The sequence below is a fragment of the Amycolatopsis sp. NPDC051106 genome, from assembly GCF_040682775.1.
Lineage (GTDB): Bacteria > Actinomycetota > Actinomycetes > Mycobacteriales > Pseudonocardiaceae > Amycolatopsis.
In genome coordinates this window covers 66894-80527 of the sequence record NZ_JBFBBQ010000040.1, presented here as the reverse complement: position 1 = coordinate 80527, position 13634 = coordinate 66894, and the positions used below count along the sequence as shown (strand labels likewise).

General features: G+C 71.8%; 18 protein-coding genes. 6 read left to right on the top strand and 12 right to left on the bottom strand.

Translation table 11 applies throughout. The features are described from left to right. Nucleotides 1-66 precede the first annotated feature (66 nt). On the bottom strand, nucleotides 67-414 hold the full coding sequence (locus AB0M83_RS27480) for a helix-turn-helix domain-containing protein (RefSeq protein WP_364521254.1): 348 nt from the start codon (nucleotides 412-414) through the stop codon (nucleotides 67-69). Between the two features lie 67 nt (nucleotides 415-481). Between AB0M83_RS27480 and AB0M83_RS27475 the strand changes: the two genes are divergently transcribed. Further along, a complete protein-coding gene (locus AB0M83_RS27475) occupies nucleotides 482-979 on the top strand; it encodes a group II truncated hemoglobin (protein ID WP_364521253.1) in 498 nt (165 codons plus the stop codon). 55 nt (nucleotides 980-1034) lie between these two features. On the opposite strand, the gene AB0M83_RS27470 is transcribed toward AB0M83_RS27475, so the two are convergent. Continuing rightward, complete coding sequence (locus tag AB0M83_RS27470; RefSeq protein WP_364521252.1) at nucleotides 1035-2060, bottom strand: 6-phosphofructokinase; 1026 nt, start codon at nucleotides 2058-2060, stop codon at nucleotides 1035-1037. 286 nt (nucleotides 2061-2346) lie between these two features. Here AB0M83_RS27470 and AB0M83_RS27465 point away from each other — a divergent pair, with 286 nt between their 5' ends. Beyond that, nucleotides 2347-3429: a 3-deoxy-7-phosphoheptulonate synthase gene (locus tag AB0M83_RS27465; RefSeq protein ID WP_364521251.1), complete on the top strand. Its 1083-nt coding sequence runs from the start codon at nucleotides 2347-2349 to the stop codon at nucleotides 3427-3429. Nucleotides 3430-3501: 72 nt separating this feature from the next. Here AB0M83_RS27465 and AB0M83_RS27460 read toward each other — a convergent pair whose 3' ends face one another. After that, entirely contained in the window at nucleotides 3502-3915 is a 414-nt protein-coding gene (locus AB0M83_RS27460) for a DUF2000 domain-containing protein (RefSeq protein ID WP_364521250.1), read from the bottom strand. A 110-nt stretch (nucleotides 3916-4025) separates the two neighbouring features. Here AB0M83_RS27460 and AB0M83_RS27455 point away from each other — a divergent pair, with 110 nt between their 5' ends. Further along, complete coding sequence (locus tag AB0M83_RS27455; RefSeq protein WP_364521249.1) at nucleotides 4026-4490, top strand: Lrp/AsnC family transcriptional regulator; 465 nt, start codon at nucleotides 4026-4028, stop codon at nucleotides 4488-4490. 3 nt (nucleotides 4491-4493) lie between these two features. On the opposite strand, the gene AB0M83_RS27450 is transcribed toward AB0M83_RS27455, so the two are convergent. Next, entirely contained in the window at nucleotides 4494-4982 is a 489-nt protein-coding gene (locus tag AB0M83_RS27450; protein ID WP_364521248.1) for a polyadenylate-specific 3'-exoribonuclease AS, read from the bottom strand. A gap of 17 nt (nucleotides 4983-4999) precedes the next feature. Further along, complete coding sequence (locus tag AB0M83_RS27445; RefSeq protein ID WP_364521247.1) at nucleotides 5000-5761, bottom strand: lysophospholipid acyltransferase family protein; 762 nt, start codon at nucleotides 5759-5761, stop codon at nucleotides 5000-5002. Nucleotides 5762-5970: 209 nt separating this feature from the next. Here AB0M83_RS27445 and AB0M83_RS27440 point away from each other — a divergent pair, with 209 nt between their 5' ends. From AB0M83_RS27440 to AB0M83_RS27430, 3 genes are read left to right on the top strand one after another with little or no spacing between them, the layout of a single operon-like run. Beyond that, nucleotides 5971-6738 (top strand): alpha/beta fold hydrolase, encoded by a 768-nt coding sequence (locus AB0M83_RS27440; protein WP_364521246.1) that lies wholly within the window; start codon nucleotides 5971-5973, stop codon nucleotides 6736-6738. Continuing rightward, a complete protein-coding gene (locus tag AB0M83_RS27435) occupies nucleotides 6735-7274 on the top strand; it encodes a hypothetical protein (RefSeq protein ID WP_364521245.1) in 540 nt (179 codons plus the stop codon). The genes AB0M83_RS27440 and AB0M83_RS27435 overlap by 4 nt, the downstream gene beginning before the upstream one ends. Nucleotides 7275-7284: 10 nt before the next feature. Further along, complete coding sequence (locus AB0M83_RS27430; protein ID WP_364521244.1) at nucleotides 7285-8424, top strand: glutamate--cysteine ligase; 1140 nt, start codon at nucleotides 7285-7287, stop codon at nucleotides 8422-8424. Here the strand turns inward: AB0M83_RS27430 and AB0M83_RS27425 are convergent. The 7 genes from AB0M83_RS27425 to AB0M83_RS27395 form a co-directional block, all read right to left on the bottom strand. After that, a complete protein-coding gene (locus tag AB0M83_RS27425; RefSeq protein ID WP_364521243.1) occupies nucleotides 8421-9263 on the bottom strand; it encodes an NUDIX hydrolase in 843 nt (280 codons plus the stop codon). The genes AB0M83_RS27430 and AB0M83_RS27425 overlap by 4 nt on opposite strands. 149 nt (nucleotides 9264-9412) lie before the next feature. Continuing rightward, nucleotides 9413-10351, bottom strand: a complete 939-nt coding sequence (locus tag AB0M83_RS27420; protein ID WP_364521256.1) for an ROK family protein — start codon at nucleotides 10349-10351, stop codon at nucleotides 9413-9415. Nucleotides 10352-10366: 15 nt separating this feature from the next. Continuing rightward, complete coding sequence (locus tag AB0M83_RS27415) at nucleotides 10367-10771, bottom strand: hypothetical protein (protein ID WP_364521242.1); 405 nt, start codon at nucleotides 10769-10771, stop codon at nucleotides 10367-10369. Then, nucleotides 10768-11895 carry an ArsA family ATPase gene (locus tag AB0M83_RS27410; RefSeq protein ID WP_364521241.1) on the bottom strand — a complete coding sequence of 376 codons (1128 nt, stop codon included), beginning with the start codon at nucleotides 11893-11895 and terminating at the stop codon, nucleotides 10768-10770. The genes AB0M83_RS27415 and AB0M83_RS27410 overlap by 4 nt, the downstream gene beginning before the upstream one ends. A gap of 4 nt (nucleotides 11896-11899) precedes the next feature. Next, complete coding sequence (locus tag AB0M83_RS27405) at nucleotides 11900-12334, bottom strand: SRPBCC family protein (protein ID WP_364521240.1); 435 nt, start codon at nucleotides 12332-12334, stop codon at nucleotides 11900-11902. 26 nt (nucleotides 12335-12360) lie between these two features. Beyond that, nucleotides 12361-13155, bottom strand: a complete 795-nt coding sequence (locus AB0M83_RS27400) for a metallophosphoesterase (protein WP_364521239.1) — start codon at nucleotides 13153-13155, stop codon at nucleotides 12361-12363. Nucleotides 13156-13166: 11 nt separating this feature from the next. After that, complete coding sequence (locus tag AB0M83_RS27395; RefSeq protein ID WP_364521238.1) at nucleotides 13167-13592, bottom strand: polyketide cyclase / dehydrase and lipid transport; 426 nt, start codon at nucleotides 13590-13592, stop codon at nucleotides 13167-13169. Between the last annotated feature and the right edge of the window lie 42 nt (nucleotides 13593-13634).

Below are 13634 nucleotides of genomic sequence, written 5' to 3'. Positions count from 1 at the left end.
GTTGCGTTCAACGCACCCAAGGCGGCCTTCGGTGCGTTGAACGCACCGAAGGCCACATTGGGGCGCTTACGTCTGGGTCTCCGGTGCCGGGTCGAACGTGATTCCCGCGGCCGCCGCGCGGCGCTCGCCCCACTCGTACAGGGCCGTCAACGCCGGGCGGAGCTCCTCCCCCACCTCCGTCAGGTGGTACTCCACGTGCGGTACGCGGCCGTCGAGCTCGAGGCGGCGGACGACCCCGTCCGCGGCCAGCTCGCGCAGCTGCTGAGTCAGCATCTTCTCGCTCACCCCCGGCATCCGCCGCCGCAGCTCGCCGTAGCGGTGGGCCCCTTCCTTGAGGTGCGCCAGGATCACCGGCTTCCACTTGCCGCCGATCAGGTCGACCGCCAGCTCCACCGCGCAGTGGTACCGCTTCATCCCGTTCCCCCTACGCACCGGAAAGTACGTGGTTGCCCGGCCGGGGCACCACTGGTTGCCTGACCGGGTGATCGTGCCAGAAAACCCGCCCGCCACCCCGACTCTGTACGAGTGGGCCGGCGGCCACGAAGCCCTCGTGAAGCTGCTGACGATCTTCTACGGCCACGTCCTCGAAGACCCGCTGCTCGAGCCCGTGTTCCGCGGCATGGACCCGGACCACCCGAAGCACGTCGCGGTCTGGCTCGGCGAGGTCTTCGGCGGGCCCGCCGACTACTCCGGGAGCCACGGCGGCCACGCCCACATGGTCGGCCGCCACCTCGGCCGCGGCATCACCGAAGCACAGCGCCGCCGGTGGGTGGACCTGCTGCTCGACGCCGCCGACGAGGCCGGCCTGCCCGGCGATCCCGAGTTCCGCGCCGCCTTCGCCGGCTACCTCGAGTGGGGCAGCCGCCTGGCCGTCGTCTTCTCCGCCCCCGGCGCGGAGCCGAACCTGCACGAACCGGTGCCGCACTGGGACTGGCCGATGCCGCCCTGGCAACCGCCGACGTCCCCCGGAAAGCCGTGAAGGGCACCTTCAGGGACGTCATGTCCCTGAAGGTGCCCTTCACAGCACACAAGACTCAGCCGAAGAAGACTTCGGCTTCCTGGTAGCGCTCGACCGGGACCGTCTTCAGCTCGGCGGTCGCCTCGGCCAGCTTGACGCGGACGATGTCGGTGCCCCGCAGCGCCACCATCACGCCGAAGTCGCCGTCGGCCACCGCGTCCACCGCGTGCAGGCCGAAGCGCGTCGCGAGGACGCGGTCGTACGCCGTCGGGGTGCCGCCGCGCTGGACGTGGCCCAGGACCACCGCGCGGGACTCCTTGCCGGTGCGGTGGGCGATCTCGTCGGCCAGCCAGGTGCCGATGCCGCCGAGGCGGACGTGCCCGAAGGCGTCCTTCTCGCCGGTGAGCAGCTTCTCCTCGCCGCCCTCGGGCAGCGCGCCCTCGGCGACGACGATGATCGGCGCGAACTCCTTCTCGAAGCGGCGCTCGACCCAGGAGACGACCTGGTCGACGTTGAAGTGCCGCTCCGGCACCAGGATCACGCTCGCGCCGCCGGCGAGGCCGGAGTGCAGCGCGATCCAGCCGGCGTGGCGGCCCATGACCTCGACGACCAGCGCCCGGTGGTGCGACTCGGCGGTGGTGTGCAGCCGGTCGATCGCTTCGGTCGCGATGGAGACCGCGGTGTCGAAGCCGAAGGTGTAGTCGGTGGCGCCCAGGTCGTTGTCGATCGTCTTGGGCACGCCCACGACGCCGATGCCGTCGTCGGTGAGGCGCTTCGCGACGCCGAGGGTGTCCTCGCCGCCGATCGCGATCAGGGCGTCGACGCCCTGGTCGGCCAGGACCTGCTTGATCTTCTCGACGCCGCCCTCGACCTTGTACGGGTTGGTGCGCGAGGACCGCAGGATGGTGCCGCCGCGGGTGAGGATGTCCTCGACGTCGTTGAGGCCGAGCGGACGGCTGTCCCCGGTCAGCGGGCCGTTCCAGCCGTTGCGGAAGCCCACGAAGTCCCAGCCGTGCACCTCGATGCCCTTGCGCACCACGGCGCGGATCACCGCGTTGAGTCCCGGGCAGTCGCCGCCGCCGGTCAGCACACCGACACGCATGAGAAGCCTCCGTCTGTTCTCTGGAGATGACAGTCACATTTCGTCGACCGCCAGAGTAGCGGCTCCCGTCTTGATCGGTGCAGCCCGTACCACCTGCCGAATCGGTCCGGCTCCGGCGTGTGCTAACTTGGCCGGGTGCAGCGCTATTACTGGTTTACGAAGCCGGCCCCGGGTGGGCACGGCGGCGTGAACCTGCGCTGACCTCCACCCCCGAGCCGGATTTCGAACCGGCTCGGCGAGGGTCCCCCGCGCGGGTCGGTGTCCACCAGGAAGGAACACCCCCGCGATGACGCTCTCCGCCGGACCAGCCACCATCGGTGATCTCGACGCCGCGCGCACCAAGTCGATCAGTCCGCTCATTTCGCCCGCGATGCTGCGCGAAGACCATCCCGTCGACGCCGCCGTCGCCAAGGTGGTGCGGCAGGGCCGCGCCGAAACGGTCGACATCCTCGAAGGCCGGGACGACCGGCTGCTCGTGGTCGTCGGCCCGTGCTCGGTGCACGACCCGGAAGCCGCCCTCGACTACGGCCGCCGGCTGGCCGCGAAGGCCGAAGAACTGCGCGGTGAACTGCACATCGTGATGCGCGTGTACTTCGAGAAGCCGCGCACCACGCTGGGCTGGAAGGGCCTGATCAACGATCCGGACCTCGACGGCACGTTCGCCGTCAACAAGGGCCTGCGGATGGCGCGCAAGCTGCTGCTCGACGTCTCCGAGCTGGGCCTGCCGGTCGGCTGCGAGTTCCTCGACCCGATCACGCCGCAGTTCATCTCCGACATCGTGACGTGGGGGTCGATCGGCGCGCGGACCGCGGCGAGCCAGGTGCACCGCCAGCTGTGCAGCGCGCTGTCGATGCCGGTGGGCATCAAGAACTCGACCGAGGGCGACGTCCAGGTGGCGGTCGACGCGACCCGCGCGGCCGCGGCGAGCCACGTGTTCCCGGGCATCAACACCGACGGCTTGGCGGCGCTGCTGACGACGTCGGGCAACCCGGACTGCCACGTGATCCTGCGCGGCCACAACGGCGGCCCGAACTACGACGCCGCCACGGTCGCGGACACGCTTTCCCGCCTGGCGAAGTCGGGCCTGCCGGAGCGCGTGATCATCGACGCTTCGCACGGAAACAGCGGCAAGGACCACGTGCGGCAGGCCGGCGTGGTGCGCGAGCTGGCTTCGCGGATCGGCGACGGCGAGCGCGGGATCGCCGGGCTGATGATGGAGAGCTTCCTGGCCGCCGGGCGGCAGGACCTCGACCTCGGGCACCCGGAGAAGCTGACCTACGGGCAGTCGATCACCGACGCGTGCCTGGCTTGGGACGACACGGCCCCGCTGCTCGACGAGCTGGCCTCCGCGGTGCGCTCGCGCCGCTGAGAGGTCCCCGGCCTGGGGGTCCCCCGGTTCTCACATTACCGGGGGACCCCGACAGTTTCGGGCGCCGCGAGGTCAGCGCAGCAGCGGCAACGACCCGACCAGCCGGTCGACGCGCTTGCGCGGGCCGTGCAGGCCGACGCCGATGCTGTCCAGGTCCGCGGTGACCGTGGCGGCCATCTTGGCCGTGTACTCCGCGTAGGTCCGGCAGCTCTGGGCGAGCGCGCTGAAGGCGACGAAGAAGAGCTCGTCGTCTTCAGCCGCCGCCCGGACGATAGCGGCGACCTCCGCGCGCGGCGCCTTCAGGATCGGCAGCGGCACGTGGATGATCCCCGGGTGCGCGACGCCGTCGGCGTCCTCGACATCGGCGCCGACCAAGCCGTCCACGCGGTGCCCGAGGGTCACCGAGAGGACGCCCGCCGCGTTGGCCGCCAACCCGGTGGGCAGCTCGGCGCCGACCACCACCGCGCACTTGTTCTTCGTGATCATGGCCCCGACCCTAGGTACTGAGCGGAGAGAGTTCGACGAACGCCGTGTTAGATTCGGCGACGCCGGCAGAACACCGAATCGTGCGCCGCCACGGAGGGACCGCGAGCCTCATGGACGAACTGGATTCGGCGCTGCTGACCCTGCTGCAGGAGGACGCCAAGCAGACCAACAAGGAGCTCGCCCGCCGGCTGCACATCGCGCAGTCGACGTGCCTCGAACGGGTGCGGGAGCTGACCCGGCGCGGGATCGTGCGCGGGCACCACGTCGACGTCGACCTGAAGAAGATCGGCCGGCCGGTGCAGGCGATGGTCGCGGTGCGGCTGCGCCCGCCCGACCGCGCGGTGATCGAGTCGTTCCGGGCCTTCGTGGCGGGGCTGCCCGAGGTGCTGTCGGTGTTCGTGATGTCCGGCAGCGACGACTTCCTGCTGCACATCGCGGTCGCCGACAACGATCACCTGAGCGGGTTCGTCCTCGACCGGCTGACCCAGCGCAAGGAGATCGTCGACGTCCGGACGTCGGTGATCTTCAACCACTTTCGCCGGACCGTGATAGCGCCGGTGCCGCCCGACGCGTGAGCGTCAGCGGCGCCGGAAGTACTCCTCGATGATCTCCCAGCGCGCGAGGTTGTGCTTCGCGTCCGCCAGGGCGTCGTGCTGGTCGGTGGGCGCCGACGGCAGCTTCGGCTTGCCCGCGTCCTCCCAGCGCTGACGCAGGTCGCGGGTGAAACGCGGCAGCTGCCGGGGCAGCGCCGGCATCGGGCCCCACAGCTGGGCGAGCGCGACGTGGTCGTAGGCAGCGAACCACGCCCACAGCTCGATCCCGCCCGGCGGCTTGCCGAAGAACTCCAGCAGGTCGGCGCGGATCTTCTCGCGGCTGCGCCACGCCTTGTCGGCCGGTGACGGCAGCTTGTCCAGGACGTTGTCCCGGACCCACTGGCCCGCTTTCGCGGGGTCGAACTCGGTCGAAACCGCGTAGAACTCGCGGCCCCGCTCGTCAACGACACCGATGGACACCAGATCGATGGTCACGCCGTCTTCGATGAACTCGGTGTCGTAGAAAAAACGCACTGGTGAACAGTAGTGGGTCAGCCGACCTTGCTCTCGGGCACCCGGGCCGCGTCCTTTGCGGACGGCTGCGCAGGCACCTTCGGCTTCACCCCGGCGGCCTCGGCGGCCAGCAGTTCCTTGGCCTTCGCCGCGTAGATGTCGACGTACTCCTGGCCGGACAGCTCCATCAGCGCGTACATGATCTCGTCCGTGATGGACCGCTCGATGAACCGGTCACCGGCAAGACCTTCGTAGCGCGAGAAGTCGAGAGGCTTGCCGAAGCGGACCTCGAGGCGGCGCGGCCACCACATCTTGGAGCCGATCGGGTTGACCTTGTCCGTGCCGATCATCGCGACCGGGACCACGACGCCGCCGGATTCGAGGGCGATCCGGGCGACGCCGGTCTTGCCCTTGTACAGCCGGCCGTCCGGGGAGCGGGTGCCCTCGGGGTAGATGCCGAGGAGGTGGCCGGCCTTGACCAGGCGGGTGGCCGTGTCGAGCGCGGCCTGCGCGGCGTTGCCGCCGGAGCGGTCGATCGGGAACTGGCCGACGCCGGTGAAGAACCACTTCTTGAGCAGGCCCTTGAAGCCGGGCTCGGTGAAGTACTCGGACTTGGCCGGGAAGGTCACCTTGCGCTTGACGCGCAGCGGCATGAAGAACGAGTCCGCGACCGCCAGGTGGTTGCCGGCCAGGATCGCGCCGCCGGTCTCGGGGATGTTCTCCGCGCCGACGACCTTGGTCGGCCACAGCGTCTTGAGCAGCGGTCCGATGAATACCCACTTCATGAGCCAGTACAGCACCGGTGCCTCAGTCCTCCATCGCAGCCCAACCCCTGTCACCCGCGACAGTCAGCCTACGAAGCCCGGTGGCCGCCGCACAACGGAGACCACCCGGTTACCGCCCGGCAGCGATCGATCTCACAGGGAATTCCGGGCCCGGGCGGAGCCCCACAACGTCCGCGAGCCGTGAGAGCATGGACGGATCCACCGCTCACACGGAAGGCGATCGCATGGGCGTGCTCGCCGGCGCGGAACCGTTCGGCCACACCGGTTCGGCCGAGACCGGGTTCCTCCTCTGCCACGGGTTCACCGGTACTCCGGCGAGCATGCGGGCCTGGGGTGACCACCTGGCCGGGGCCGGGTTCACGGTGCGCTGCCCGCTGCTGCCGGGGCACGGCACCCGCTGGCCGGACCTCAACCGCACGACGTGGGAAGACTGGTACGGCGCCGTCCGCGAGGCGCTGCTCGCGCTGCTGTCGACGTGCCGGACCGTGTTCGTCGGCGGTCTTTCGATGGGCGGCACGCTCACGCTGCGCCTGGCCGAGGAGTTCGGTGACCGGATCGCCGGGATCGTGCTGGTCAACCCGTCGGTGACGCGGCTGAAGTGGGACACGCGGCTGCTGCCGGTGCTGGGCCGGATCGTGCCGTCGGTGCCGGCGATCGCGAACGACATCAAGAAGCCGGGCGAGACGGAGCTGGCCTACCCGCGCACGCCGGTGCGGGCCGCGGCGAGCCTGGCGAAGCTGTGGGCCCTCGTGCGCGCGGACCTGGCGAAGGTGACACAGCCGGTGCTGCTGCTGCACTCGTCGGTCGACCACGTCGTGGAGCCGGTGAACTCCCAGCTGGTGCTGAAGGGCGTCTCGAGCACCGACGTCACCGAGGTGGTGCTGGAGAACAGCTACCACGTCGCGACGCAGGACAACGACGCCGAGGTCATCTTCACGCGTAGCGTCGAGTTCGTGAAGGCGCACGCCGCCCAGCCGGAGGAGACCGCATGAGCCGGGGGAAGGACGGGCCGGAGGACGTCGACGCGACGTTCGCCGAGATCGTCGCCGACCTGCGGGCCGACGGGTTCGGGCTCTCGGTGGAAGAAGACGCCGCCGACAAGGCCGAGAAGTCCGGCGCCGCGGACGCGGCCGGCACGGGTTTCGGTGTGGAGAGCGAGTCACGCCGGACGCCGGACCGGCCCGCCGAGCCGCCGGCCGCGGACAGCCCGCCGGAGCCGGGCTGGCGGTCCGGGGGCACGTCGTGGGACACGACGATGTTCTCCGACGACCCGGCCGGCGACGACGAGCACTACGTCCCGCCGGAGCCGCCGCCGCTGCCGCGGCCGAAGATGGGCGCGTTCCTCATCCTGCTGCTGTTCCTGGCCGGGCTCTTCCTGCTGATCCTGCCCGGCGCGATCGGGGTGGGCCCGACGGTGGCGACGCCGCTGGGCATCCTCGCGCTCGCGACGTCGATCGCCTTGCTCTTGCTGCGCGTCCGGCAGGGCCCGCCGCCCGGCGCCGACCCCAGCAACGGCGCCCAGGTCTGACCCCACGCCGATGAACATCGAGTTCAGCCCTTCGCGGCGATCGACCGTCGGCGCGGAATGGGAACTCGGCCTGGTCGACCGGCGCAGCGGCGAGCTGTCCTCGGTCGCCGAGCGGATCCTCGAGGCCGTCCGCCCCGACGGGCGGGCCGAGCACCCGAAGATCAAGCAGGAGCTGCTGCTCAACACCATCGAGATCATCACCGGTGTCTGCGACACGATCGCCGAGGTCAAGGCGGATCTCGCGGACTCCCTGGACGTCGTGCACGGCGTCGCCGACCCGCTCGGCGTCGAGATGTTCTCGGCCGGGACGCACCCGTTTTCGAACTGGTACCAGCAGAAGGTCACCGACAAGGAGCGGTACGCCAAGCTGATCGACCGCACGCAGTGGTGGGGCCGGCAGATGCTGATCTACGGCGTGCACGTCCACGTCGGGGTCGACCACCGCGACAAGGTGCTGCCGATCCTGGACGCGCTGCTGAACTACGCGCCGCACCTGCAGGCGCTCTCGGCGTCGTCGCCGTACTGGGGTGCGGAGGACACCGGGTACGCGTCGAACCGGGCGCTGATGTTCCAGCAGCTGCCGACGGCCGGGCTGCCGTTCCAGTTCCGGAAGTGGGCCGAGCTGGAGAGCTACACCGAGGACATGTTCACCACCGGCGTGATCGACCACTTCTCGGAGATCCGCTGGGACATCCGGCCGGCGCCGCACCTGGGCACGATCGAGATGCGCGTCTGCGACGGGCTGCCGACGCTGGAGGAGGTCGGCGCGATCTCGGCGCTGACGCAGTGCCTGGTCGACGACTTCAGCGAGCGCCTCGACGACGGCGAGATCCTGCCGACGCTGCCGCCGTGGCACGTCCAGGAGAACAAGTGGCGCGCGGCCCGCTACGGCACGGACGCGATCGTCATCCTGGACGCGGCCGGGCGTGAGCGGCTGGTCACCGACGACATCGCCGACCTGCTGGACCGGCTGGAGCCGGTGGCGCGGCGCCTGGACTGCGTGGCCGAGCTGCGCGACGTCGAGACGATCCTGCGGTACGGGCCGAGCTACCGGCGGCAGCGGGCGGTCGCGGCGGCGCACAAGGGCAGCCTCAAGGCCGTGATGGCGTCGCTGGTCGCCGAGATGCGCGACGGGATCGTCAAGGGCTAGAGCTCGTCGAGCTGCCTGCGCAGCGTGCCCGGGCCGAGAATCGACGCGCCGAGGGCTTCGACGCGTCCTTTCAGCTCCCGGTCGGCCGTCGCGACGAGGACTTTGGCCTTCTCCTGGGCGACGACCTCGACGATCTTCGAGTCGCCGTCGGTGTCGGCCGCGACGACCTCCACGCCCGGGACGCCGGTGACGTGCTTGGCCTTGCCTTCGACGACCAGGACGATCCGCGGCCACCAGATCACGGTGGCATCGCCGGGGTCCGGCACGCCGGCTTCGGCGAGTTTCGCGAGCTGGTCGCGCAGGCGCTCGGCGGCACCGTGCCGGTCGTGCCACCAGCCGTCCGGCCGCGAGCCGACGACGTTGGCGGCGTCGACGACGAGCACCAGCTCCTGCCCGACGCGCTCGCGCAGGTCGGGCCAGGCGGCGGCGAAGTCGCGGTGCAGCCGGTAGGTGGGCACGTCGTCGGGATCCACCCAGCGCACCTCCGCACTTTCGGTGTTGGCGACCTTCGCTTCGACGCTGTCGGCCAGCGCGAGGACGGTCGTGTAGCTCCAGTCCCCATGGTCCACCACGGAGGCCGAGACCGCGCGGAAGGCGCCGGTGGGGACGGAGGCTTCTTCGAACGCTTCGCGGGCGGCCGCGGTCACGGCGGTCTCGCCGGCTTCGATGGCTCCGCCGGGCAGCGCCCACGTGCGGCCGTGGTGCACCCACCAGGCCCGCCGCTGCAGGAGAACGCCACGCGCGGGATCGACGAGCAGCAGCCCGGCGGCGCCGTAGCGGCCCCAGTGCAGGTGCCCGCAGGAACACTTGACGAAGACGCTCGCGGACGGGGCACTCACCCCGCCCACGATGTCACACCCCGAGGCCGGCGCGCCGGTCCGACCCAAGCCCCCCAAGGCGGCCTTGGTTGCGTCTTACGCACCGAAGGCCGCCTTGGTTGCGTCTTACGCACCGAAGGCCACATTGGGGCGCTCGGGGGGCGGGGCGGTCAGACCGGGGTCTTCGCCGCTTCCAGCGCCAGCGCCGCCGCGCCGACGATCGCCGTGTCGTCGCCCAGGTGGGCCGTCCGGATCCGGGCCAACGGGCGGTGCCGCGCCCCCGTGATCGCTCCCGCGTAGTGCTCGCGGGCCTCGTCCAAGAACAGTGGTGCCGACTCCGACACTCCCCCGCCGATCACGATGATCTCCGGGTCGAACACGTCCGCCACCAGGGCCAGGCCCTCGCCGAGCCACTTGGCCAGCTCCGCCATCGCCAGCTGGGCGATCGGGTCGCCGTCGCGGGCCGCGCCGGCCACTCGCCGGCCCGTCACCGAGCCCGGGTCGCCCGCGACCTGCGGGGCCAGCACCGTCGAGCGGCCCGGGTGGCGGGCCAGGAGCTCCACCGCCGTCGACGCCAGGGCCGTTCCGCTGCAGTAGCGCTCCCAGCAGCCGTACTTGCCGCACGGGCACGGCCGGCCGCCGCGGACCACCGTCAGGTGGCCCAGCTCCGGGGCCACGCCGTACGCGCCGCGGAACAGCTTGCCGTCCAGCAGCAGGCCCGCGCCGATGCCGGTGCCCAGGGCCACCAGCGCCGCCACCTGGGCGCCGCGGGCCGCGCCGAAGCGGTGCTCGCCCACGATCGCCGAGTTGACGTCGTGCTCCAGCAGCACCGGCAGGCCGACGCGCTTCTCGATCCGGTCCGCGACCGGCGCGCCGCGCCAGGCCAGGTGCGGCGCGAACATCACCGACCGGCGGTCGCGCGCCACGAACCCGGCCACGGCCAGCCCGACGCCCGCCACCTCGTGCCGGTTGCGCAGGTCCTCGACGACACCCGCGATGGCGTCCTCGAGGGCGCCCTCCTCGCTCGGCGTCGCGACGCGCGCCGTGTCGAGCAGGGAACCGCGCTCGTCCACCACGCCGGCCCGGATGCTCGTCCCGCCGACGTCCACCCCTATCGTCCGCACTCAGCTCTCCCACTCGTCGCGCCGGCGGACGGCGATGTGCTGTACCCGCACCGGCACCGAAGCGTCCGCCGGTGGCCGCGGCGCGGGCCGGAACCCGGGCATGTGCACGCCCTCGTCCGGCTCCCAGCGGTCCGCGAGCACCGCTCGGAGCAACGCCACGAGCTGCGCCAGCTGTTCCAGCAGCTTCGCGGCGAACTCCGGACGTTCACCCCGCACCACCGCGACGATCGCACACAGCGGGCACCAGCCGCACGCCGAGCCGTCCGGTTTCGCCTGGTCAGGGTCCCCGTGACCGGCCGCGACGACGCCTTCGAGCCACGGCGCCGCCTTCTCCACCACCATCTCCGCGAGCAGGCGGATCTCCTCCGCGAGCCGCGGTCCGGCCGTCTCGTCCTCTTCGCTCACCCGCGTCCCCGGTTCCCGGCCAGGTTCACGACCAGGCCGTCGGCGTCGGATTCCGCGCCGGTGATCCGGCACGGCCGCAGCGACTCCGGCAGGGCGATGAGCCTGCGGAAGCCGTCCACGGTGATCGCCAGGTCGTCGTCGACGCGGGCGAGGTCGACCTCGGCGTCCCGGGAGAGCGGGATCGCGATGCGCAGCGTGTACCCGTCCGGCGCCGGGCGGACCCGCAGCAGCGGGGTGACCGGAGTGCCATCGCCGTCGAGGGGGTCGCCGTCGCGGTAGAGCTCGGCGGCGATCTCCAGCAGCGCGGGCAGCCCGACCGGTTCGGCGGCGCGGTGCTCGACGCGCGACACCGCCGTGAACCCGGCACCGGCGAGCTCGGCCAGCACGGCGTCCTGCTGCGTCCGGCGGATGCGCAGCCACGACCCGGCGCCGCCGCGCCAGAACCCGGGGGCGGGCATCAGCCGGTTGGCGATCAGCCCGTCGACGGCGATCCCGCGCAGCGCCAGGGAGCTGAGCGTGCGCCGCGCTTCGGCGACGACCACCCGCTCCGGCGTCAGCACCAGCCGGACCGTGGTGACCGACGGCTCGGTCAGCAGCGCGCGCAGGCCGTCCAGGTGCGTGCCGAGCCGGCGCACGGACTCCGAGACGCGGCGGCTGAACACGCGGGTCAGGTAGCCGGAGATGGCTTCGGGCAGGGCGAGCAGCCGCAGCGTCTCGGCCGTCGGCCCGCAGTCGACGACGATGGTCTCCCACGGCCCGGCTTCGGCCAGCCGGCGGACTTCGGTGAGGGCGAGCAGCTCGTCGACGCCGGGGAGCACGGTGAGCTCTTCGGCGTCCAGGGTGTCGAGTCCCGCGCCGGCCAGGGCGCTCTGCAGCTCGGCGCGCAGCCGGTGCCAGGAGGTGTCCACCAGCGTCCGCGAGTCGATCTGGACGGCGGAAAGGAGAGCGTCCACTTCGGACGGTTCGGCGCCGAGGGGGTGGCCGAAGGCGTCGCCGAGCGAGTGCGCCGGGTCGGTGGACACGACGAGGGTCTTCCTGCCGCGGGCGGCCAGGGCGGCGCCGGTGGCGGCGGCCAGCGTCGTCTTCCCGACACCCCCCTTGCCGGTGAACAGCAGGATCCGCACGCGGCTACCCCTCGGCCCGCTTCTTCAGCTCCTTGAGCGCGGTGTCCATGACCATCTTCTCGGCCTTGCGGCGCAGCAGGCCGATCATCGGCAGCGCCAGCTCGACCGACAGGGTGTAGGTGACCCGCGTCCGGCCGCCGAGGTCCTCCAGCGCGTAGCGGCCGTTCTGCGCCTTTTGCATCTGGCCCTTGACCAGGTGCCAGCTGACGCCGAGGCCGTCGCCGTCCCAGTCGTACTCGAGGGTGTAGACGTCCTTGATCGGGCCCGCGTCGAGGGTGAGCTTGACCTGCTTGGCGCGCCCGTCGTCGTCGGTGTCGAGGACCTCGGTCTGCCGGACCGCCTTGGCCCATTCCGGGTACGCGGGGAAGTCGGCGATCACGGCCATCACCCGGCTGGGCTCGGCGTCGACCTCGATGGACTGTGTGGACTGCTCGGCCATGGACGAAGCGTAGCCGCCGCGGTCGGTCACCAGCGCAGCACGTACGGCTGCCCGGTCTCCTTGAAGTGACCGACGTTACGGCACTCGGTCCGGCCGACCCGGGCGCGGGGCGCCAGGGGCTGGTGCACGTGCCCGAACACCGACCAGCGCGGCCGCTGGGCGCGGATCAGCTCCAGCAGCGCGGTCGAGCCGATCTCGCTGCGGCGCGCCACGACGTCGTAGGTCAGCTCGGGCAGCGCCGGCGGGCCGTGCGTGCAGAGGACGTCGACCTCGGTCAGCGCGGCCACGCTGCGGTCGTAGTCCTCGCGATCTCGCAGGTAGGGGCGCCACGCGGCGCCCTTGCGGCGGCGCGGGACGACGCCGTCGGGCAGCAGCGCGCCGCCGACGAACCCGAACCGCAGGCCGCCGATCTCGGCCACCTCGCCGTCGAGCACCCGGATGCCCTCGCCGGCGAACTCGGGCCACAACGCCGGGGTGTCGACGTTGCCGGGGGTGGCGTAGGTGGGCGCGGTCATCGCCGCGAAGAGCGCCGCGTACTGGGTGCGGATGGCCTCGTCGACGGCGCCGGCCGGGTCGTCGAGGCTCGCCCAGAGCGTCCGCGAGTAGGCAACGGTTTCGTCACGGGTGCCCTCACGCCGCAGGCGGGCGAACTCGCCCACCTTCTCGGCGCCGAACAGGGCGCCCATGATGCCCTTGTCGTGCTCCCGGTAGTCGACGAAGTCCAGCAGGTCGCCGAGCACGACCAGCGCGTCGGCCCCTTCACCGGCCCGCTTCAGCGCGTCCGCGTTGCCGTGCACGTCCGAGACGACGTGTACCCGCACCCCTGGTCCCCCTAGCTTTTGCCGTCACTGCCCTCGCCGCGCGGAGGAACGCCGGGCTCGCGCCCGTCCTCCAGGATCTCCTTGAGCCCGAGCGCGATCTCCTTCGCCGCGCGGGCCCGCCGGTCGAACTCCCGGCGCAGGTCGCGTGGCGCCAGCTCCCGGGGCGTCCCGGCCGCGTCGGCGGGGGTCGCCCGCAGGAAGTAGTGCAGCAGGGTGCCGTCGAGCACCGGCTCGAGCCAGACCTCCATCGTACCGACGAGCGCGCCCCGCACGGTCCAGCGCAGACCTTTGTCCCCCCGGTCGGTGTAGACCTCGAGGACCAGGTCGGGCCAGTAGCGCCGCCAGGACGCCGGTGCGGCGAAGACCGCGGCCACGGTGGCCGGCGGAACGGCGAGGAACGTCTCGTCGACGATGTCGAGTGAGGGTGGCGCGTTCACGTGCGAAGAATGTCACGCCCTCGCCGTGCGACGGCGATCAGC